This is a genomic window from Rugamonas brunnea (genome assembly GCF_014042345.1).
GTDB classification, from domain to species: Bacteria; Pseudomonadota; Gammaproteobacteria; order Burkholderiales; family Burkholderiaceae_D; genus Rugamonas; species Rugamonas brunnea.
Genome location: NZ_JACEZT010000013.1, coordinates 16,279 through 36,132, shown reverse-complemented (window position 1 = coordinate 36,132; position 19,854 = coordinate 16,279). Strand labels below are relative to the sequence as shown.

Genomic DNA, 19,854 nt, shown 5'->3' with positions numbered 1-19,854 from the left:
TGATGTTTTGATATGAGCGGCCACGGCGCGCCTGACCAACTCAGGAGGCCGCCATGTGCACTGATACGCCCATCCCTCTGATCGTGCCCGCCGTTGTGTCCGTCGCCGTGCCCGCGCGTGTGCTGCGTGCCGCGGTGGCGGCGCTGGCGCTGGCGACTGGCTTGGCCTGCGCGGCTGGCAACGGCGACTCCGGCGGCACCGGCGCGTCTGCGCCGTCCGCCGCGCTGTCCGGTTCCCCGGCATCCTCCGTATCCTCCGCATCCGCAGCATCCGCCATGGCGCAACTCGCGCCCGCGCCGCCGCCGGGAACACTGCTCGACGGCCCCACGCTGGTGCCCATCCCGCTCGGCGGCGGCGCCAGCGTGGACAGCCTGGAGCCGGCCACGCTCAGCGCCGTCCTCAAGCGCGCGCAGGGCGGGGTGCTGATGGCCATCGCCGGCGAACCGCTGTGCAGCATCACCGTCTACAAGATGCGCTACGCCACGGGCGGCGGGCGTGGCGAGGCGACCGACGCCGGCGGCGTCATCATGCTGCCCGGCGGCGACGACCAGCGCTGCATGGGTCCGCGTCCCGTGCTGCTGTACGCCCACGGCACCGTGCTCGACCGTAATTTCAGCATGGCCCGCCTGAACGGTGAAGCGCGGCTGGTGGCCGCCATGTTCGTGGCCCAGGGCTACGTCGTGGTGGCGCCCGATTACGCCGGCTATGGCGTGTCGTCCTTGCCCTACCATCCCTACCTGAACGCGGACCAGCAGGCCGGCGACATGGTCGACGCGCTGCGTGCCGCCCGCATCGCCTTGCCACGGCTGAGCGTGCGCACCTCGGACAAGCTGTTCGTGACCGGCTATTCGCAAGGCGGTTTCGTGGCGCTGGCCACCCAGCGCGCCATGCAGGAACGCTACGGCGATGAATTCCACGTGACGGCCACGGCCGGCCTGTCCGGCCCCTACGCCTTGCTGCAAATGGCGGACGACATTTTCAGCGGCCGTCCCAACGTGGGCATCACGGCCTATCTGCCGCTGCTGACCACGGCCGGGCAAAAATCGGGTGCCACGCTGTACACCTCGCCGGCCGAACTGTACGAGGAACCGTATGCGGACGGCATCGAATCCGTGTTGCCGGCCACCCAGCGCATGGACGACCTGATCAAGCAAGGCAAGCTGCCGGCCGGCGCCCTGTTCGCCGGCGACGCGCCGCCGCAGGGCGAGTCCGCGTCCACCCATTTTGCCGATACCAACCTGGTGCGCACCAGCTACCGCAAGGCCTACCTGCAGGACGTCGCGGCGCACCCGTGCGGCACCGACCCGGCGCAGCCGCTGGCCTGCCACAGCGCCAACCGCCTGCGGCTCTGGCTGCAAAAGAACGACTTGCGCAGCTACCAGCCGCGCAGCCCGCTGCTGCTGTGCGGCGGCCAGCGCGACCCGGTGGTGCCGTTCGCCAACGCCAGCGCCGCGCACGACTATTTCGCCGCCCACGGCGTCGCGCCCCAGCTGCTGGACCTGGAGGCGCCCGCGCCCGATGCCTACCAGGACATCCGCGCCGGTTTCGCCAAGGCCGTCGAACGCACGCGGGCCGACGCCGTCGCGCACGACCACGATCCGCACAAGGCGGTGCTGGACAATTACCATGGCCGGCTCGTGGCCCAATACTGCCTGATGGCGGCGCGGGAATTTTTCAGGACGCCAGCGCCTTGACCTTGCCTATCTGCTATGCTTTCGGGATTGCCGGCCGACCATAAATCCGCCCGGCCATCCCGACTCCAGCAAGGAAACGCCATGCGCCCCCCGATTCTTTATCGCCGTTTGCATTCTGTTTGCGCGCCCGCGCTATCGCTGAGCCTGCTGGTCTTGTTGACCGCCTGCGGCGGCGGTGGCGGCGACAGCGGCCAGACTTCCGGTGGCGGCGTGGTCGTCACGCCGCCGCCACCGACCACCCTGCGCGGCACCCTGATCGGCAGCGCGGCCCCGGTGCCCGTCACCGTCAATGGCGCCAGCGTCACCACGCTGCAGCCGGCCGCCTTCACCCAGTTGCTGGAGGCGGCGCAAAAGGGCAGCAGCACCATCACCGGCACGCCCACCTGCGCCGTCACTACCTTCACGCTGAAATACCACACGGTGGGCGGGGCGGGCGAGGACACCGACGCTGCCACCGCCATCATGGTGCCATCCGGCACCGACAGCGCCTGCACGGGCAACCGCCCCGTGCTGCTGTACGCGCATGGCACGTCCGTGCTCAAGCGTAACGACATGAGCGATTTGTCGGCCGCCGAGCCGCGCCTGGTGGCGGCCATGTACGCAGCCCAGGGCTACATCGTGGTGGCGCCCGATTACGCCGGCTATGCGGGCTCGTCGTTGTCCTACCATTCCTACCTGGACGCCAGCCAGCAGGCCAGCGACATGGTCGACGGCCTGCGCGCCGCGCGCAAGGTATTCACCGCCATCGGCGCCCACCCGTCGAGCCAGCTCGTGCTGACCGGCTATTCGCAGGGCGGCTACGTGGCGCTGGCCACCCAGCGCGCCATGCAGACCGGCTACCCCGGCGAATTCACGGTGACGGCCGCCGCGCCCATGTCGGGCCCCTACGCGCTGGTCCAGTTCGGCGACGCCATTTTTGGCGGCAAGCCCACGCTGGGTTCGGCCGCCTTCCTGCCCATGCTGATCAACGCCGGCCAGCACGCCAACGCGGGCCTGTACACGAGCACCAGCGACATTTACGAAGCGCCGTATGCCGCCGGCATCGCCGACCTGCTGCCCGGCGCATCCAGCCTGGGCGACCTGGTGGCGGCCGGCGCGCTGCCGAACGACGTGCTGTTCGCCAAGGATTCGCTGCCGCAGGGCGACGGCTATGCCAGCTTCTTCGGCGCCGGCAACCTGGTCAGGACCAGCTACCGCGACGGCTACCTGGCCGACATGAACAGCCACCCGTGTGGCGTCAACAGCGCCGACCCGCTCAACTGCATGCCCGCGCACACGCTGCGCAAGTGGCTGGTGAAGAACGATTTGCGCAGCTACGTGCCGGCCGTGCCCGTGCTGCTGTGCGGCGGCGCACAAGACCCGGTGGTGCCGTTCCAGAATGCGACGGCCACGGCCGACTACTTCCAGGCCCATGGCATGAGCAGCCCCGGCCTGACCGTGCTGGACCTGGAGAGCGGCATCATCGTCGACAGCTACGGCCCGACCCGCCTGGCATTCGAAGCGGCCAAGGCCCTGCTGCGCACCGCAGCCGGTGGTGGCGCGGCCGGCGACCAGGCCGTGCGCGACAGCTACCATGCCGGCCTGGTCGCGCCGTTCTGCATGCGCGCCACGCGCGACTTTTTCCAGGCCAGGTTGAACCGCTAGCCTGCGGAGGACGTCGTTATCAAATAAACAGGGCGGCCGCACGGGCCGCCTTCTTTTTTTGTAACAGGCCCGGCACTGTTGTGCGCCAGCCTATGCAAGGGGAGACAAGTTTGGCATATTGGTCGGGTTGTGAATAGCACGCGCGTGCTAATGACGTGCTCATAACCTCAAAAAAATCAACAGGAGACACAATGCGTCACACCAAACTTGCACTCGCCGCCATGGCCCTGGCCGTCCTCGCCGGTTGCGGCGGCAGCGGCTCCGCGCCCGGCAACCAAACCCTCAAAGTGCAATACAGCGCCCAGGTGACATTCGGCGACAGCCTATCCGACATCGGCACCTACGCCGTCGGCACGGTCAAGGCGCTGGGCGGCGGCAAATTCACCATCAACGGCAACAACACGGCCGTGAACCCCGCGCTGACGGGCCGCAACTGGACGGAACTGGTGGCGGCGCAACTAGGCCTGCCGGCGCCATGCCCGGCCCAGACCGGCCTGGACGGCGACGCCAGCCAGGGCTTCTCGGTGCAGGTGGAAAACCACCCCGGCTGCTACGGCTATGCCCAGGGTGGCGCCCGCGTCACCGATCCCGTCGGCCCCGGCAACAAGCTGACCGGCAGTCCGCTGGGCAGCATGACGGTGCCGGTCGTGACCCAGGTGGCCAACCACCTGGCGGCCACGGGCGGCAAGTTCAAGGGCGACGAGATCGTGCTCGTCATGGCCGGCGGTAACGATGTGCTGATCCGGCTGGACCAGTTGGCGGCCGCCGCCACGGCGGCCGGCACCGCAGCCGGCGCCAACGCCTACGCGACCAGCCTGGTCGGCCAGCTGGCGGCCGGCGCCACCGACCCGCAGTCGGCGGCCCAGGCCATCAGCGTTGCCATGGCGACCGAGGCGGCACGGCCCGGCCACACGGACGCCAGCGTGACCCAGGCCGCCATCGGCGCGGCCGCCGTCCAGCTCGGCGATTCGGCCGTGGCTTCGCCGGCCGTATACGGCCCCATGGTGGCCAAGGCCCAGGCGGACGCCGCCGCCGCCGGCGCCAAGGCCGGCGCCGATTACGCGGCCGCCCATGGTCCGGAACTGATCGCCGCCCTGGGCCAGGCCGGCACCGAACTGGCGGCCCTGGTCAAGAGCCAGATCGTCGGCAAGGGCGCCAACTACGTGGTCGTCAACAACCTGCCGGACGTGGCCTCCTCCCCGTCCGGACGCAGCCAGGGGGCCACCACCCAGGCCCTGATCAACGCCATGGTGGGCGCCTTCAACACCGCCCTCAGCAACAATCTGGCCGGCGAGGCCAAGGTGCTGCTGGTGGACGTGTTCGCCGTCAGCCACGACGAGGCCATCAATCCCGGCCCTTACGGCCTGACCAATGTGACCGACACGGCGTGCGACCTGAGCCCGGCCAGGAACCCGCTGGGCAGCTCGCTGGTGTGCAACGCGTCCAACCTCAAGGCGGGCGACGTCAGCCACTACTTCTTCGCCGACGACGTGCACCCGACCCCGTTCACCAACCTGCTGCTGGCGCGTTACGTGGCCGAGAAGATGGTGATCAAGGGCTGGCTGTAAGGCCGCGCCGGGCCGCCTGCGGGCGGCCCCGGGCAAGAGGCCGGCAACGGCCACGCACACAACGAATCTGGAGAGACTATGAAAGAGCGCAACAACACCATCGGCAAGACGCTGCAACTGCTGGCGCTGGCGGCCGCCATGACGGCGGCCTCGGCGGCCTCGGCGCAAAGCGCGGGTAGCTGGCTGGGCACGCTGGGCATCAACAAGATCACCCCCAAGGTCGACAGCGGCGACGTGTCGGCGCCGGCCCTGCCGCATACCAAGGCCGACGTGGAGGCCGACACCAAGCCCCGCTTCACGGTGGCCTATATGTACACCGATAACTTCTCCACCGAGCTGGACCTGGGCCTGCCCTACAAGCACGACCTGATCGGCGCCGGCGCCATCGAGGGCTCGGGCAAGGTGGGCAGCTCGGAGGTGCTGCCGCCCACCATCTTCGCCCAGTACCGCTTCCTGCCGCCGGCGTCCACCGTGCGGCCCTACGTGGGCCTGGGCCTGACCTACGCCTACTTCCAGAAGGAGCGCGGCTCGGCGCAGTTGACGGCGCTGCTCAACACGGGCGGCCCCGGCAGCAGCTTCAAGCTCGACAACAAGGTCGCCCCCAGCGTCCAGTTGGGCGGCACGGTGCGCATCAACCAGCGCTGGTTCGCCGATGCCACCGTCATCAAGACCTTCCTGAAAACCAAGGTGCACTTCTCCACCGGCCAGGTGCAGGATGTGCGGCTCGACCCGCTGGCCGTCAGCGTCAGCGTCGGCTACCAGTTCTGACGGACCGGGGCCGGACCAGACCAACCCGCCAGCCGGCGGGTTTTTTTATGGCGACGCGGGCCGCGCTCAGGCCAGGCTGTGGAACTGGCCGCCGTGGAAGATGAGGGGCGGGCGCGGGATGAATTCGCAATGCTCGACCTCGCCCACGAAGATCACGTGGTCGCCTTCCGGATAACGGCTGCGGTTGTGGCACTCGAACCACGCGCAGGCGCCCGTGAGGATGGGTTGGCCGGTGCGCGACAGCTCGTACGGCACCGTGTCCCACGGATAATCGCCGCGGGTGGAAAACAGCTTGGCCAGATGGGCCTGGTCGGCCGCCAGCACGTTGATCACGTAATGGGAATTGCCGCTGAAGATGGGCATGCTGTTGGCGTTCGTGCCCAGGCTCCACAGCACCAGCGGCGGCGTCAGCGAGACCGAATTGAAGGAACTGGCCGTCAAACCACGGAAACTGCCGTCGGCCAGCCGGGTCGTGATGACGGTGACGCCGGTGGCGAACTGACCCAACGCCTGGCGGAAGTGGCCGGTGTCGAAGGTGGGCGCGGGGGCGCGCGGGGAGCTAGTGTTCATGGTGAGCCTGTATCTTTCCGTCATTATGCCAAAGAATCACAGGGGCCATGGCAATCACCGCGTTTTCTGTAATAGGTGCGCGGCCCCGCCGTTTGCGTTACAGTTAGTCTCATCGAACAGCCGACGAGCAGGGGATGTCATGACGAGTAACACGGGGGCGGCGGCCGCGACGGAAACGGCGGTGCTGGGGGGAGGATGTTTCTGGTGCCTGGAAGCGGTGTACCAGGAGGTGGACGGCGTGCTGCACGTGGAGTCCGGCTACACGGGCGGCGCCCAGCCTGATCCCAGCTACGAGCAGGTGTGCAGCGGCACCACGGGCCACGCCGAAGTGGTGAAGCTCGAATTCGACCCGGCCGTGATCGGCTACCGCGAGCTGCTGGAAATCTTCTTCACCATCCACGACCCCACCACGCTGAATCGCCAGGGCAACGACGTCGGCACCCAGTACCGCTCCGTGATCTACCACCAGTCGCCGGAACAGGAGGCCACGGCGCGCCAGGTGATCGCGGCCATGGCCCACGTGTGGGACGCGCCCATCGTGACGGAACTGTCGCCGGCCCAGCCCTACTACAAGGCCGAGGATTATCACCAGGATTATTTCCGCCAGCATCCGCTGCAGGGCTATTGCGCCTTCGTGGTGGCGCCCAAGGTGGCCAAGTTCCGCAAGACCTTCGGCGACCGCCGCAAGTAAGCCCAGCACCGCGGAGCGCCCATGAAGGTAGTCATCGTCGACGATACCCACATCAACCTGGTGCTCATGTCGCGCCTGATCGACAAGCTCGATGGCGTGGGCACCGTGACTTTCCAGTCGGCGCGCGAGGCGCTGGCCTGGTGCAACAGCAATCCCTACGACTTGCTGATCGTCGACTACATGATGCCCGACCTGAACGGACTGGAACTGATCGCCGGCCTGCAAGCGCCCGTCGACGAGCGTCCGCCCGTGCTGATGGTGACGGCCAGCGTGGACGTGGAAGTGCGGCACCGGGCGCTGGAGAACGGCGCCAGCGACTTCCTCATCAAGCCGATCGACAAGGTCGAGTTCCTGGCCCGCACCCGCAACATGCTGGCGCTGCGGCGCGCCAGCGTGAGCCTGCGGCACCGCGCCAGCTGGCTGGCCGACGAGGTCAGCAAGGCCACGGCCGAGCTGCGCGCGCGCGAGCAGGAAACCATCATGCTGCTGTGCCGCGCGTCCGAATACCGCGACCCGGAGACGGGCGCCCACATCCAGCGCATGGCCCACTATTCGTGCCTGATCGCGGCCGAACTGGGCCTGCCGCTGGAACAGCAGCAGGACATCCTGAACGCGGCCCCCATGCACGACATCGGCAAGGTCGGCACGCCCGACCACATCCTGCTCAAGCCGGGCCGGCTCAACCCGGAGGAGATGGTCATCATGCGCCAGCACGCGGCCATCGGCTACCAGATCCTCAAGGATTGCCAGGCCCCCATGCTGCGCTTGGCGGCCCAGATCGCCCTCAGCCACCACGAGCGCTACGATGGCGCCGGCTATCCGCACGGCCTGGCCGGCGACGGTATCCCGCTGGTGGGCCGCATCGTGGCCGTGGCCGACGTGTTCGACGCGCTCACCAGCGTGCGCCCCTACAAGCAAGCCTGGACCATGGACGCCGCGCGCCAGCACCTGCTCGACAACCGCGGCGGCCACTTCGATCCGCAATGCGTGGATGCGCTGCTGCGGCGCTGGGACGCGGTACAGGCCATCCGCGCCCGCTACCAGGACGAGGGGACGCCGGCCTGAGCCGGCGCCAGCCATGCAGTACGAACGCCTGGTCCAGCTGGTGCGGCGCGCGCTGAACGCGGCCGACGAGGCGGAAATGCAGCAGCGCCTGGCCGACCTGCGCGCCATCGGCGAAACCACGCTGGCCAACGGCTTGCTGGCGCTGATCGCCCAGGCCGAGCGGGCCGACCCCGGCATCGAACCCCGGCTGCGCGAGCTGGAAGCGGAGAACGAGCGGCTGCGCCAGGCCAACGCCCTGCTGCGCAAGGAGAACCGCCAGCAGCGCGGCAACGTGGGCACCTGGCGCGACAAGCGGGCCGCGCGCCGCGCCCAGGCCCTCGATGACCAGCACGAAGCGGAGCCGGGCGGCGGCCAGCAGGCGCTGACCGAACAAATCCTCGACCAGTTGCCTATCCCCGTGTTCCTGAAAGACCGCGAGGGCCGCTTCCTGCGTTTCAACCGCCGCTTCGAGGAGCTGACCCAGCGCTCGCGGGTGGAGATCCTGGGCCGCACCATCGACGATTTCGCCTCGCCGCGCTGGGCCGAGCTGACCCACCAGGAGGACGCGCAAGCGTGGGACAGCGGCCGCATGGTCACCAGCGAGCGCCGCCTGGCCGGTTTCGACCCGCCGGTCGACGTGCTGGTGAGCCGCAACGTGATCACCAGCGGCGGGCGCAGCTACATGCTCGGCTACTTCATCGACATCAGCGAACAGCGCGCGGCGCGCCAGGCCATGCAGCGGGCCGTGGAATCGGCCGAGGCGGCCAGCCGGGCCAAGAGCGAATTCCTGGCCAACATGAGCCACGAGATCCGCACCCCCATGAACGGCATCCTCGGCATGACGGAGCTGGTGCTGGAATCGGAACTGACGCCGGCCCAGCGCGCCGACCTGGCGCTGGTGCAAGCGTCGGCCCATGCGCTGCTGCATATCGTGGATGACATCCTCGACTTTTCCAAGATCGAGGCGGGCAAGCTCGACATCGAGGAAGTGCCGTTCGACGTGCGCCAGATGGTGGTCGACACCGTGCGCGCCATGGACTTGCGCGCGCGCCAGAAAGGGCTGGCGCTGGAATGCGAACTGGCGCCGGAGCTGCCGCGCATCGTCAAGGGCGATCCGGGCCGGCTGCGCCAGGTGCTGGTCAACCTGGTGGGCAACGCAATCAAATTCACGGCCACGGGCAGCGTGGTGGTGGCGTTGTCGGTGGTGCGCGACCATGACGACCGCTGCGAGATCCGCTTCGCCGTGCGCGACACGGGCATCGGCGTGCCGCCCGAAAAACAGGCCATGATCTTCGACGCCTTTGCCCAGGTGGACGGTTCCACCACGCGCCAGTATGGCGGCACGGGCCTGGGCCTGGCCATCTGCCGCCGCCTCGTGATCCTGATGCAGGGCCAGCTCGATGTCGAGAGCACGCCGGGCGCCGGCAGCACGTTCAGCTTCACGGTGCCGCTCAGGCACACGGGCGTGGCGCTGGTGGCGCCGTTGCCGCCACTGCGGGTGCAGGTGCCGCGCCCCGATCCGCTTGGTGCCGAGCCCATGCCGCCGCCACTGGACGGCGCCAGCGGCGAGGGCCTGCGCGTGCTGCTGGCCGAGGACAATCCCGTCAACCAGCGGCTGGCCTTGCGGCTGCTGCAAAAGCTGGGACACCAGGTCACGCTGGCCGACAACGGCTTGGCCGTGCTCGAACGCACGGCGCGCGAGCGCTACGACCTGATCCTGATGGACGTGCAGATGCCGGGCCTGGACGGGCTGGCCGCGACCCGCCAGCTGCGCCAGCGCGAGCTGGAGCGCGGCGGCCATGTGCCCATCATCGCCATGACGGCGCGCGCCATGGCCGGCGACCGCGAGCGCTGCCTGGAAGCGGGCATGGACGATTACCTGGCCAAGCCGGTCGACAGCGCCGCGCTGGCCGACATGCTGGCCCGCTACCGGCCGCAGCCGGCCCAGCGCGTGCTCGACTGGCGCGCGGCCCTGCAACGGCTGGACGGCGACGCCGACCTGCTGCATGAGCTGGCCGTGCTGTTCCTCGACGATGGTCCGCAGCTGTGGCGGGAATTGACGGCGGCGCTGGCGGCCGGCGACCCGGAGCGCAGCGCGCGGGCTGTGCACAGCCTGAAGGGCGTGCTGGTCAACTTCGGCGCGGCGCGGGCGCTGGCGGCCGCCGAGCAATTGTCGGCCAGCCTGCGCGCCTGCCGCGAGGGCGGCGCGGGCATGGCCCAGGCGCAAGCGGCGGCGTCCCGGCTGGAGCCGGCCCTGGCGCAGGTCTACGACGCGCTCAGGGCGGTGCTGGACGGCGGCGATCCCAACGCCGGCTGAGCGGCGCCGGACGCGGCATACATGTAGCGGCGCGACCAGGGCAGGGTGGCGGCGGAGCGGCCGGCCTTGCCGCACACGATCTGGTACAGGCTGATCAGGTCCTGTTCGAACGCATAGCTGCAGCCAGCCAGGTAGACATGCCAGATCCGGAAGCGCTTTTCGCCGCCGAGCGTGCGCACCTGCTCGGCGTGCGCCTCAAAATTCTCGGTCCACAGGGCGCAGGTGCGCGCATAGTGGCGGCGCAGGTTCTCCACGTCATACGCTTCCAGCTGGCCCTGCTGCATGGCCTTCAGCACCTGGCCGAGGTGGGCCAGTTCGCCGTGCGGGAACACGTATTTCTGGATGAATTCGCCGCCGCCGTAGGGCGTCTCGCCGTTGTCCGGATCGGTGCTGGTGATGCCGTGGTTCATGGCCAGGCCATCGTCGGCCAGCAGGTCGCGGATGGTGGCGAAGTAGGCCGGCAGGTGGCGCAGGCCCACGTGCTCGAACATGCCCACGCTGGTGATGCGGTCGAACTGGCCGCGCACGTCGCGGTAATCCTGCAGGCGGATTTCGACCAGGTGCTCAAGCCCGGCCGCGCGCACCCGTTCGCGCGCCAGCGCGCACTGGTTTTCCGACAGCGTGATGCCGACGCAGCGGGCGCCGTAGCGCTGGGCCGCGCGGATCACCAGCGCGCCCCAGCCGCAGCCGATGTCGAGCAGGCGCTGGCCCGGCCGCAGGGCGATCTTGGCCAGGATGTGGTCGATCTTCTTGAGCTGGGCCGTGGCCAGGTCTTCCTCGCCCGATTCGAAATAGGCGCAGGAATACACCATGTTCGGGTCCAGGAACTGCTGGTAGAACTCGTTGGAGACGTCGTAGTGATAGCGGATGGCCTTGGCATCCTTGTCGCGGTCGTGGCTGATGCTGCGCGCGATGCGGGCGAATTTGCCTTCGGCCTTGAGGGTGGTGCGGGCCAGCGCGTTGACCACGGCGATCATGTCGCGCGCCTTGCCCTTGACCTCGATCGCCCCTTCCACGTAGGCCGTGCCCAGGTTGGACAGCGAGGGTGTGAGCAGGTAGCGTGCGGCCGAGGCGCGCGGCAGGCGTATCGTCACGCGCGGCGCTTCGTGCGAAAAATCGATGCGCTGTCCGTTCCACAATTCGATGCGCAGGGGCAGGGCGATTTGCTGGCGGATGCTGGCGATCCAGCTGCTGAGTCGGTTTTGCAGGAACACGGTAGCCTCCGGGTGAGGGACGGCGGCGCCGTCCCAGGTTCAGAAACGTCTGTCCAGCCGTGCCCGCCCGTCAGCGGCGCCCTGTTTGTCATCCCGGCCCCGCCGGGGCGGGGTCAGGGTTGCAGGCGCTGCTTCAGCCACGAGCCGTCGGGCTGGCGCACATACACGATGCGGTCGTGGAAGCGCGAGCGCCGGCCTTGCCAGAACTCGATGCGCTCGGGCACCAGGCGATAGCCGCCCCAGTAATCGGGACGCTTGGGCTGCTCGCCCTCGGCCTGGGCCACGGCCTCATAGTTTTCCTCCATCTGCGCCCGGCTGGCGATGGGCGCGCTTTGTTTCGACGCCAGCGCGGCCAGCTGGCTCTTGACGGGCCGGCTGTAGAAATACTTGTCGCTTTCCTCGGCCGAGGTTTTCTCGACCCGGCCTTCGATGCGCACCTGGCGCTCCACCTCGCTCCAGAAGAACAGCAGCGCCGCATGCGGATTGGCGGCCAGCTGCTGGCCCTTCTGGCTGTCGTAATTCGTGTACCACGTGAAGCCGCGCTCGTCGTACTGCTTGATCAGCACGATGCGCGACGTCGGTTTGCCGTCCGCGTCCACGGTCGATACGCTCATCGCATTCGGCTCGGCCACCTGGGCGTTGAGGGCCTCGTCGAACCACTTGGAGAACTGCGCGATCGGGTTGGCCAGCACGTCCTCCTCGCTCAGGCTGGCCAGACCGTAGTCAAGCCGCAGATCGGCCAGCGTCTGCGCGCTGGTGGGGACGATGCCGCGCCGGCGCTGCATGGCCTGGCCCAGCAATTCCATCTGCTCATCCGTGAACAGGCGCTTGGCCATCGGCGCGATCTGGGTTTCTTCCGTCAGCATGTGGGCCGCGTAGGCTTCGCTGAAGCGGTTCACATCCTCGACCGACAGGGCGGTGCTGCTACCGTTGGCAATTTTATCAAGTTGCGATTTTAGTATAGTCCATTCCGCGTCCATGCGCGCGTGATCCGCCAGGATGCCGGGCACCACGGCCGCCAGCAGCGCCGCGTCGGCGCCGCGCGCCGTGGCCTGCAGCATGGGCATCAGGTCTTGCTCCTCGTCGCCATGGTGCAGCGGGGCGGCGTTGTCGAAGTATTTCAGGATGGCTTCGGCCGCCTTCTGGGCGGCCGTGTCGGCGCCATGCTGGGGCAGGTGGCCCAGCAGGTTCTGCAGCGTTTGCAGTTGCTTGCGGATGCGATCGTGGCAGTGTTTGAGGACAGCGATCGGCTGGTTGAAATCGGGCGCGGTATCGATCAGGGAAATGCTCATGGATGGTCTCGGAAAAGGCGCGTGGAGGGAGGTCGGCAGGAGTTGACTGGCTGCCAACTAATGCATTCTAAAATAATTTCGGCAGCACGTCCGTTAAAATGGCGGGATGAACAGTACCGATATCAATAGCATGCCAATTATTGGCGACGAGGTCGACTTCGAGCGCCGCTTCGGCGGCATCGCGCGGCTGTACGGGGCCGCCGCGCTCGAGCGCTTCCGCCATGCCCACATCTGCGTGATCGGCGTGGGCGGGGTGGGTTCGTGGGCGGTGGAGGCGCTGGCCCGCAGCGCCATCGGCCAGCTCACGCTGATCGACCTGGACAACGTGGCCGAGTCCAACATCAACCGCCAGATCCAGGCGCTGACGACCACCGTCGGCCAGGCCAAGGTGACGGCGCTGGCCGAGCGCATCGCCCAGATCAACCCGTATTGCCAGGTGCACCAGGTGGAGGACTTCATCACGCCCGACAACCTGGACCAGATGATAGGCGGCAAAGGCTACGACTACGTGCTCGACGCCATCGACAGCGCCAAGGCCAAGGCCGCGCTGCTGGCCTACTGCCGTGCGCACGCCATCCCGCTGATCATGATCGGCAGCGCCGGCGGCCAGACCGACCCGACCCAGATCCAGGTGCGCGACCTGGCCCGCACGGAGCAGGAACCGCTGCTCAAGCGCGTGCGCAAGCTGATGCGCAACCAGTACGGCTTCCCGCGTGGCACCAAGAACAAGTTCAATGTGGACGCCGTGTTCTCGATGGAACCGCTCAAGTTCCCCGAATCGGGCGAGGCGTGCGCCGTGGACGGCGACGACCGTGGCGGCGTGACGGGCCTGAACTGCGCCGGCTTCGGTTCGGCCATGGTGGTTACGGCCAGCTTCGGCATGGTGGCGGCCAGCCACATGCTGCGCAAGCTGGCCGACAGCGTGGCCGTGGCGCCCGGGGCAGCGGGCGACGCGGAGGCCGACGCTGTGGCCGAAACGGTGGCCGAAACGCCCGCCACCGCCGGCTGATCTTCACTTCACCCTCCGCGCCGACGCGGGCGGACTAGCTTCGCCTCGCGCGCAGCACGCGGTACACGCCGTCCGGTGTCCCCGAGCGCATCAGCGCCACCTGCGCGTGGCGCCAATGGACGGGCGTGGCGATCTGCACTTCCGGCGCGGGCGCGTGGCGCGTCAGCGTCACGTGCGGGCGGAATGGCCCGTGGCTGTCGGCTGAAAATCCGGCCTGCGCCAGCGCGGCGATCAATTGTTCCTGCAACGCCAGCAGCGCCGGCGGCGGTGCGCGCATGCCGGCCCAGGCGATGCGCTGGCCGCTGAAGTAGCCCACCATATCGAACGCCAGTTCCAGCGGCGGCACGCGGAGGCCGTCGAGGATGGCCATTAGCGGCGCCACGGCCGCCGCCGGCTGCCAGCCCAGGAAGGCCAGCGTCAAATGCAGGTTGGCCGTCACCACCGGACGTCCGCGCACCAGCGTCTGCCATGGTGCGAGCGCATCGCGTTCGGCCGGCTCGGGCCAGAGCGCGAAAAACAACTTCTGTGGTCCAGTATCGTCGTGCATAAATGGCAGGTTTTGCTATGATAATGCCGCTCCGTCTTGACGCCCCGGCTTGCCGTGCGCGGCCAAGTCCAACTCTGACCGAAAGAATACAACATGATGCGTCGTTTGATTACCCTCGCTTTCTGCAGCGCCAGTGTCGCCATGGCGGCCATGCCAGCCCAGGCCCAGGATCAGGCACAGGTGCAGCCGCAACCTGCCAGCGCACCGGCCGCCGACGCGCCGGCCGCCGCGCCAGCCGCAGCGCCGGTGGTGCCGGGGTCGGCCAGCCCCGGTCCGCTGGCCGATCAGCTGATCGTCACCGACACCAAGGTCGGCCACGGCAAGGAAGCCGTGACCGGCGCCACCGTCCGCGTCCATTACACGGGTTGGCTGTACCGCCCGCTGGCGCGCAATTTCCGTGGCAAGAAGTTCGACTCGTCGCGCGACCCCGGCCGTGAGCCGCTGGAATTCCCGCTCGGCGCGGGCCGCGTCATCAAAGGCTGGGACCAGGGCGTGCAGGGCATGAAGGTGGGTGGCAAGCGCACCCTGATCATCCCCGCCGACCTGGCCTACGGTTCGCGCGGCGCCCCCGGTGGCGACATTCCTCCCAATTCCGCACTGCTGTTCGAGGTCGAACTGGTGGACGTGAAATAAGGCGCAGCGAGCGCGGCTACCGCTCCCGCGTGCAACAAAAAGCGGTAGACTATTGATTCGAATTCCACCCGCGGAGAACAACAAATGAAAATCGCCAACGACATCACCGAATTGATCGGCAACACCCCGCTGGTACGCCTGAACCGCCTGGCCGCCGGCGCCGGCGCGCAAATCCTGGCCAAGCTGGAATACGCCAATCCTGGCCACAGCGTGAAAGACCGCATCGGCCTGGCCATGATCGAGGCCGCCGAAGCGGCCGGCCAGATCCGGCCCGACACCATCATCGTCGAACCCACCAGCGGCAACACTGGCATCGCGCTGGCCATGGTGTGCGCCGCGCGCGGCTACCGCTGCACGCTGGTCATGCCCGACACCATGAGCCGCGAGCGGCGCATGCTGCTGCGCGCCTATGGCGCCGAACTGGTGCTCACGCCGGGCGCCGAAGGCATGCTGGGCGCCATCCGCAAGGCCGAGGAAATGTGCGCGGCCGACCCGCGCTGCCTGATGCCGCAGCAATTCAACAATCCCGCCAATCCCGCCGTGCACCGCCGCACGACGGCCGAGGAAATCTGGCGCGACACTGACGGCCGGATCGACATCCTGGTGGCCGGCGTGGGCACCGGCGGCACCATCACCGGCGTGGGCGAAGTGCTCAAGGCGCGCAAGCCCGGCTTCCAGTGCATCGCCGTGGAGCCGGAGGCGTCGCCCATGCTGTCCAAGGGCACCAAGGGGCCGCACCCGATCCAGGGCATCGGCGCCGGCTTCGTGCCGGGCGTGCTGAACACCCAGGTCTACGATGAAGTCGTTTGCGTCAGCAACGATAACGCGTTCACCACGGCGCGCGACGCGGCCCGGCAGGAAGGTTTGCTGGTGGGGATTTCCGCCGGCGCGGCGCTGTGGGCCGCCATGCAGGTGGCGCAGCGTCCGGAAAACGCAGGCAAGATGATCGTCACGATCGTGCCGTCGTATGGTGAGCGTTACCTGAGCACGCCGCTGTACGCCAACCTCGCGGACTAAGAAAGGAAGTGGCGCCACCAGGGCGCCGCAACGAACAACGGCCGGCTTGCATGCCGGCCGTTGTGCTTAGTGGCTGTGCTTAGTGGCTGCGTTTAATGCTGGTGGCCGTGATTGTGTGCATGGCCTTGGTTGTGCTGATGCCCGTGGTCATGCCCGTGATCATGCTCATGATCGTGATCGTGATCGTGATCGTGGGCATGGCTGGCCGCAGCCGGCTCGCCATGGTCGTGCAGGCTGCACGCGTGGACGGTGGTGCCTTGCTCGATTTGCAGCGTGCAGTGGTGGATAGCGTAGTCGTGCTTGAGCTGGGCGGTGATGGCGTCCATCGCCACGTCACCCGGATAGCCGGACGGCATCACCAGGTGCACGGTCAGGGCCGTCTCGGTGGTGCTCATGGCCCAGATGTGCAGGTCGTGGATGTCGGTCACGCCGTCGCGGCCGCGCAGGAAGCGCTCCACGTCGGCATGGTTCACGCCATCGGGCACGGCTGCCATCATCATCCGCAGCGACATCTTCAGCAGCGACCAGGTGCTCCACGCGATGATGGCCACGATGGAAATACTGACCAGCGGGTCGAGCCAGCTCCAGCCCGTGTACATCACGGCCAGGCCGGCCAGCAGCACGCCCAGCGAGATGGCGGCATCGGCCGCCATGTGCAGGTAGGCCCCGCGGATGTTGATGTCGTCCTTGCTGCCGGCCATGAACAACCAGGCCGAGAAACCATTGATCGCGATGCCCACGGCCGCCACCACCGACACCGTCACGCCCGCCACCGGGGACGGATGCAGCAATTGCTGGACCGCTTCCCACGCGATGGCGCCGCAGGCCAGCATCAGCAGCATGGAATTGAACAGCGCGGCCAGCATCGAACTGCTGCGCATGCCGTAGGTGTAGCGGCCATCAGGCAGGCGCTTGGCCAGGATGGCCGCGACCCAGGCCAGCATCAGGCCCAGCACGTCCGACAGGTTGTGGCCGGCGTCGGCCATCAGCGCCGTCGAATTGGCGATGAAACCGTAGATGAATTCGATCGCCACGAACACGCTGTTGAGCACGATGGCGATGGCGAACGCGCGGCCGTGGGTGGTCGGGTCGCCGTGGTGGTGATGGTGGCCGTGACCGTGACTATGGCCGTGGCCATGCTGGTGGTCGTGGTGAGCATGGTCATGCCCGTGGTGATCGTGGTGGCGGCTCATGCTTCGCTTCCTGGAGTAGGTTCGGCGATATGTTCGAGCATATCGCACAGGACGTCGCTGATGTGGCCATCGGCGGCGGTGTAGAACACTTGTTTGCCATGCCGTTCCGACTTGACGATGCGGGCCGCGCGCAGCAGGCGCAGGTGGTGACTCACCAGCGAGCCGCTCAGGTGCAGCGACGCGGCGATCGAGCTCACCGCCACCGGCGTGGTCAGGCAGGCCAGCACGATGCGCAAGCGCGTCGGGTCGCCCAGCAAGTGGAACAAATCGGCCAGTTGCGCGATGGCGGGATCGGATTCAGCGTAGGATTTCATGGCTAACATATGAATAGGTGTTCATATGTTAGCAGAAAACGGCGCGCGATAGCAGTTGACGTCGGAACGTCAGGTTATTTCTGCATTTCCGCCTGCACCAGATTGCGGGCCTTGGGGTCGAGCTTTTGCACGGCCTTGGCCAGCTTTTCGCCGTTCTGGATGGCCAGCAGTTGTTCGGCTGTCAGGCTCTTGGCTTGCACGATGGGTGCGGGGGGCGGGACGGGTTTGAAGAACAGGGCCTGGCCGCCCAGCACCAGCAGGGCACTGAGCATGGACACGGCCGCCGCCGCGCCCAGCAAGCGCCATTCGCGCGGCGAGAAGGCGCCAGCCGTGGGCGCGTCCGCTGTGGACACCGGCGATGGCGCCTGCGCGGCCAAAGGCATGGGGGACGCGTCGGCCGCCATGCTGGCGCCGGCCGCCGCCGATGACGACGCTGGCCCCCCTGCTGCCGCCGGTGCCGCCACCGCTGGCAATGCGGCCGCCTCCGTCAGGCCGCCGGCCGCGCGTGCGTGCTGCGCCAAGTCGCGCGAGGCCGCTTCGATCAGCGCCACGTGGCGTTCCACGGTCTCCTCCAGCACCGCCTCGTTCAGCGCCACCAGCGCGAAGATGGGATCGTCGACGTCGATCCGCACACCGGTTTTTTCAAAGACGAGGCTGCGCAGCTTGTGCTGGTCCATGGCTTACCACTGCACTTTGTCGAGTTGCTCGAACAGGTCGCGGAACACGACCTTGATGCGCTGCTTCTCCATCACATTGAACTTGTCGCTTTCCTTGACCTCGTTGGCCGTCATGCGCGCCGTGTTCATCTTCTTGATGTCGGCGCCGAAGGTGTCGGCGTTGCGCTGGGCCAGCACCACGCGGCCCTTGACCCGCGCCGCGTTGTCGGCATAGGTCTGCGATTCCGTGAACTGCTTGCCGGAGGCCGACTGCAGCAGGCCGAAGTGCTCGTTCTCCCACAGCACCAGCGGCACATTGGTCGACTTGGCCGTCGACACGAAGCCCATGGCCGTGTCGTGCAGCGTGTCGCCGCCGCCGACGATGGTGTGGATGTAGACCTTGCGGCCCGATTCCTCCAGCAGCGAGAAGCAGTCGTTCTCGATCAGGTAGCCCATCAGCGGCGAGAAGGTGTTGGCGCCGTTGTCGATCACGCAGTTGCCGTCTTCCTCCAGGATGTCGATCATCAGGGCGTCGAAGCGCTTGGGGTCGATGTTGCGCGTGTCCGTCATCACCGGCACGTGCTTGACGGCCATCGCCTTGTAGCGCGAGAAGGTGGCGTTTTCCTGGTCGGTGTCGTAACAGCGCAGCGGCGTTTCATCCTTGCCCGCGATCCACTGGGCCAGGATGGTCGACACCAGCGTCTTGCCGATGCCGCCCTTGCCCTGGAGAATGAAATGTACCGTGTTTTGCATCAAAATACTCCCTGAGTCTGTGATTCCTTCGGACGTGCGGCCACCGCGGGGCGCGTCGCACAGCGTCGAGGGTAATTGTTTTGGGAGCGGATAGCAACCGGGCCGTGGCGGCCGGCAATGCACTCAGGCGATGACTCAGTCGATGAAGCGCAGCAGTCCGCGCAGCGCATGGACCACCGTCTGTTCGCGCACGGCCTGGCGGTCGCCAGGGAACACCAGGCGCTCGGTGCGCACCTGGTTGCCATCGGACCAGCCAAAGCACACCGTGCCCACCGGCTTGCCCGGCACGGCCCCGGTGGGACCGGCGATGCCCGTCACCGACACGGCCACATGGGCGTTGCTGGCGCCCAGCGCGCCATTGGCCATGGCAGCCGCCACTTCCTCGCTCACGCTGCCCAGCTGCGCCATCAGCGCGGCCGGCACGTCCAGCATCTCCGTCTTGGAGGCGTTGGAATAGGTGACGAAGCCGCAGTCGAACCAGCCGGTGGACCCGGCGATCTCGGTGATGGCCTGGGCGATACCGCCCCCCGTGCACGATTCGGCCGTCGTCAGCAGCCAGCCTTTCTGTTGCAGCGCCTGGCCGACCCGGGTGGCCAGTTCGATGATGGTGGGGGTGGTCACGATATGCTCCTTCACGGCAGAGTCTGTCGGATGCGGGACGGTCTCCTCGTCACGGCCTGAGTTCACTTTACCATGCCGCACTGGCCCGTGCCAGTGCCGTTCCCCGCTGCGCCGGTGCTCCTGTTCAATCGGTAATGTTGTGAAAAAAGCTCCCCAAGCGGCGGGAAAGTGCGTACACTCGGAGACGCACCACGCCCGCCCGCGCCTGTGGGCGCGCGCCGCGAGACTGTCCATTTGCAAGCCGCGCCCGACGCGCGGACCTGGCCGACGGCGCCCACCGCACGGTGCCCGGCCCGCATCGCATTGACT

19 protein-coding genes are annotated in these 19,854 nt (G+C 67.7%); 10 read left to right on the top strand and 9 right to left on the bottom strand.

Translation table 11 applies throughout. The features are described 5' to 3' along the window. The first annotated feature begins 53 nt into the window (after positions 1–53). The 4 genes from H3H37_RS18440 to H3H37_RS18425 all read left to right on the top strand — a co-directional run bounded on the left by H3H37_RS18440 (position 54) and on the right by H3H37_RS18425 (position 5,674). Positions 54–1,694 (top strand): alpha/beta hydrolase family protein, encoded by a 1,641-nt coding sequence (locus H3H37_RS18440; RefSeq protein WP_182165196.1) that lies wholly within the window; start codon positions 54–56, stop codon positions 1,692–1,694. An 81-nt stretch (positions 1,695–1,775) separates the two neighbouring features. Beyond that, positions 1,776–3,338 (top strand): alpha/beta hydrolase, encoded by a 1,563-nt coding sequence (locus tag H3H37_RS18435; RefSeq protein ID WP_182165194.1) that lies wholly within the window; start codon positions 1,776–1,778, stop codon positions 3,336–3,338. 191 nt (positions 3,339–3,529) lie between these two features. After that, entirely contained in the window at positions 3,530–4,906 is a 1,377-nt protein-coding gene (locus H3H37_RS18430; RefSeq protein ID WP_182165191.1) for an SGNH/GDSL hydrolase family protein, read from the top strand. Positions 4,907–4,984: 78 nt separating this feature from the next. Continuing rightward, the gene (locus H3H37_RS18425; protein ID WP_220456500.1) at positions 4,985–5,674 is read left to right on the top strand and encodes an OmpW/AlkL family protein; all 690 of its coding nucleotides are present in this window, start codon (positions 4,985–4,987) and stop codon (positions 5,672–5,674) included. Between the two features lie 66 nt (positions 5,675–5,740). Here H3H37_RS18425 and H3H37_RS18420 read toward each other — a convergent pair whose 3' ends face one another. Further along, on the bottom strand, positions 5,741–6,244 hold the full coding sequence (locus H3H37_RS18420; protein ID WP_182165189.1) for a flavin reductase family protein: 504 nt from the start codon (positions 6,242–6,244) through the stop codon (positions 5,741–5,743). A 139-nt stretch (positions 6,245–6,383) separates the two neighbouring features. Between H3H37_RS18420 and msrA the strand changes: the two genes are divergently transcribed. From msrA to H3H37_RS18405, 3 genes are read left to right on the top strand one after another with little or no spacing between them, the layout of a single operon-like run. Further along, positions 6,384–6,935: a peptide-methionine (S)-S-oxide reductase MsrA gene (msrA, locus tag H3H37_RS18415; protein WP_182165187.1), complete on the top strand. Its 552-nt coding sequence runs from the start codon at positions 6,384–6,386 to the stop codon at positions 6,933–6,935. Between the two features lie 21 nt (positions 6,936–6,956). Then, positions 6,957–8,000 (top strand): HD domain-containing phosphohydrolase, encoded by a 1,044-nt coding sequence (locus H3H37_RS18410; RefSeq protein WP_182165184.1) that lies wholly within the window; start codon positions 6,957–6,959, stop codon positions 7,998–8,000. A gap of 13 nt (positions 8,001–8,013) precedes the next feature. Next, on the top strand, positions 8,014–10,296 hold the full coding sequence (locus H3H37_RS18405; RefSeq protein ID WP_229218909.1) for a PAS domain-containing hybrid sensor histidine kinase/response regulator: 2,283 nt from the start codon (positions 8,014–8,016) through the stop codon (positions 10,294–10,296). On the opposite strand, the gene H3H37_RS18400 is transcribed toward H3H37_RS18405, so the two are convergent. Both H3H37_RS18400 and pdxH read right to left on the bottom strand, forming a co-directional pair. Then, positions 10,245–11,510 carry a class I SAM-dependent methyltransferase gene (locus H3H37_RS18400; RefSeq protein WP_182165181.1) on the bottom strand — a complete coding sequence of 422 codons (1,266 nt, stop codon included), beginning with the start codon at positions 11,508–11,510 and terminating at the stop codon, positions 10,245–10,247. The two genes, H3H37_RS18405 and H3H37_RS18400, sit on opposite strands and share 52 nt — an antisense overlap. 113 nt (positions 11,511–11,623) lie before the next feature. Next, complete coding sequence (gene pdxH, locus H3H37_RS18395) at positions 11,624–12,802, bottom strand: pyridoxamine 5'-phosphate oxidase (protein WP_182165179.1); 1,179 nt, start codon at positions 12,800–12,802, stop codon at positions 11,624–11,626. Positions 12,803–12,932: 130 nt separating this feature from the next. Here pdxH and tcdA point away from each other — a divergent pair, with 130 nt between their 5' ends. Then, a complete protein-coding gene (gene tcdA / locus H3H37_RS18390) occupies positions 12,933–13,811 on the top strand; it encodes a tRNA cyclic N6-threonylcarbamoyladenosine(37) synthase TcdA (RefSeq protein ID WP_229218908.1) in 879 nt (292 codons plus the stop codon). Between the two features lie 34 nt (positions 13,812–13,845). On the opposite strand, the gene thpR is transcribed toward tcdA, so the two are convergent. Continuing rightward, positions 13,846–14,358, bottom strand: coding sequence for an RNA 2',3'-cyclic phosphodiesterase (gene thpR / locus H3H37_RS18385; protein ID WP_182165175.1), 513 nt, complete (start codon positions 14,356–14,358; stop codon positions 13,846–13,848). Positions 14,359–14,451: 93 nt separating this feature from the next. Here thpR and H3H37_RS18380 point away from each other — a divergent pair, with 93 nt between their 5' ends. Together H3H37_RS18380 and cysK are read left to right on the top strand one after the other, a co-directional pair. Then, the gene (locus H3H37_RS18380; RefSeq protein WP_182165172.1) at positions 14,452–14,991 is read left to right on the top strand and encodes an FKBP-type peptidyl-prolyl cis-trans isomerase; all 540 of its coding nucleotides are present in this window, start codon (positions 14,452–14,454) and stop codon (positions 14,989–14,991) included. 84 nt (positions 14,992–15,075) lie between these two features. Next, a complete protein-coding gene (gene cysK, locus H3H37_RS18375) occupies positions 15,076–16,008 on the top strand; it encodes a cysteine synthase A (RefSeq protein ID WP_182165170.1) in 933 nt (310 codons plus the stop codon). 92 nt (positions 16,009–16,100) lie between these two features. Here cysK and H3H37_RS18370 read toward each other — a convergent pair whose 3' ends face one another. The 5 genes from H3H37_RS18370 to H3H37_RS18350 all read right to left on the bottom strand — a co-directional run bounded on the left by H3H37_RS18370 (position 16,101) and on the right by H3H37_RS18350 (position 19,545). Further along, positions 16,101–17,201, bottom strand: coding sequence for a cation diffusion facilitator family transporter (locus H3H37_RS18370; RefSeq protein WP_182165168.1), 1,101 nt, complete (start codon positions 17,199–17,201; stop codon positions 16,101–16,103). After that, complete coding sequence (locus tag H3H37_RS18365; RefSeq protein ID WP_182165166.1) at positions 17,198–17,515, bottom strand: ArsR/SmtB family transcription factor; 318 nt, start codon at positions 17,513–17,515, stop codon at positions 17,198–17,200. The genes H3H37_RS18370 and H3H37_RS18365 overlap by 4 nt, the downstream gene beginning before the upstream one ends. 74 nt (positions 17,516–17,589) lie before the next feature. Further along, entirely contained in the window at positions 17,590–18,192 is a 603-nt protein-coding gene (locus H3H37_RS18360) for a hypothetical protein (protein ID WP_182165164.1), read from the bottom strand. A 3-nt stretch (positions 18,193–18,195) separates the two neighbouring features. Beyond that, positions 18,196–18,924, bottom strand: a complete 729-nt coding sequence (locus H3H37_RS18355; RefSeq protein WP_182165162.1) for a P-loop NTPase family protein — start codon at positions 18,922–18,924, stop codon at positions 18,196–18,198. A 135-nt stretch (positions 18,925–19,059) separates the two neighbouring features. Then, entirely contained in the window at positions 19,060–19,545 is a 486-nt protein-coding gene (locus tag H3H37_RS18350) for a CinA family protein (protein ID WP_182165160.1), read from the bottom strand. Positions 19,546–19,854: the final 309 nt, after the last annotated feature.

Bases quoted from the DNA above. Each gene is read 5' to 3' on its own strand.
- H3H37_RS18430 (WP_182165191.1), top strand. From the start codon at position 3,530: ATGCGTCACACCAAACTTGCACTCGCCGCCATGGCCCTGGCCGTCCTC.
- H3H37_RS18405 (WP_229218909.1), top strand. From the start codon at position 8,014: ATGCAGTACGAACGCCTGGTCCAGCTGGTGCGGCGCGCGCTGAACGCG.
- msrA (WP_182165187.1), top strand. From the start codon at position 6,384: ATGACGAGTAACACGGGGGCGGCGGCCGCGACGGAAACGGCGGTGCTG.
- H3H37_RS18355 (WP_182165162.1), bottom strand. From the start codon at position 18,924: ATGCAAAACACGGTACATTTCATTCTCCAGGGCAAGGGCGGCATCGGC.
- tcdA (WP_229218908.1), top strand. From the start codon at position 12,933: ATGCCAATTATTGGCGACGAGGTCGACTTCGAGCGCCGCTTCGGCGGC.
- H3H37_RS18425 (WP_220456500.1), top strand. From the start codon at position 4,985: ATGAAAGAGCGCAACAACACCATCGGCAAGACGCTGCAACTGCTGGCG.
- H3H37_RS18410 (WP_182165184.1), top strand. From the start codon at position 6,957: ATGAAGGTAGTCATCGTCGACGATACCCACATCAACCTGGTGCTCATG.
- H3H37_RS18435 (WP_182165194.1), top strand. From the start codon at position 1,776: ATGCGCCCCCCGATTCTTTATCGCCGTTTGCATTCTGTTTGCGCGCCC.
- thpR (WP_182165175.1), bottom strand. From the start codon at position 14,358: ATGCACGACGATACTGGACCACAGAAGTTGTTTTTCGCGCTCTGGCCC.
- H3H37_RS18380 (WP_182165172.1), top strand. From the start codon at position 14,452: ATGATGCGTCGTTTGATTACCCTCGCTTTCTGCAGCGCCAGTGTCGCC.
- H3H37_RS18365 (WP_182165166.1), bottom strand. From the start codon at position 17,515: ATGAAATCCTACGCTGAATCCGATCCCGCCATCGCGCAACTGGCCGAT.
- H3H37_RS18370 (WP_182165168.1), bottom strand. From the start codon at position 17,201: ATGAGCCGCCACCACGATCACCACGGGCATGACCATGCTCACCACGAC.
- cysK (WP_182165170.1), top strand. From the start codon at position 15,076: ATGAAAATCGCCAACGACATCACCGAATTGATCGGCAACACCCCGCTG.
- H3H37_RS18360 (WP_182165164.1), bottom strand. From the start codon at position 18,192: ATGGACCAGCACAAGCTGCGCAGCCTCGTCTTTGAAAAAACCGGTGTG.
- H3H37_RS18420 (WP_182165189.1), bottom strand. From the start codon at position 6,244: ATGAACACTAGCTCCCCGCGCGCCCCCGCGCCCACCTTCGACACCGGC.
- H3H37_RS18440 (WP_182165196.1), top strand. From the start codon at position 54: ATGTGCACTGATACGCCCATCCCTCTGATCGTGCCCGCCGTTGTGTCC.
- pdxH (WP_182165179.1), bottom strand. From the start codon at position 12,802: ATGAGCATTTCCCTGATCGATACCGCGCCCGATTTCAACCAGCCGATC.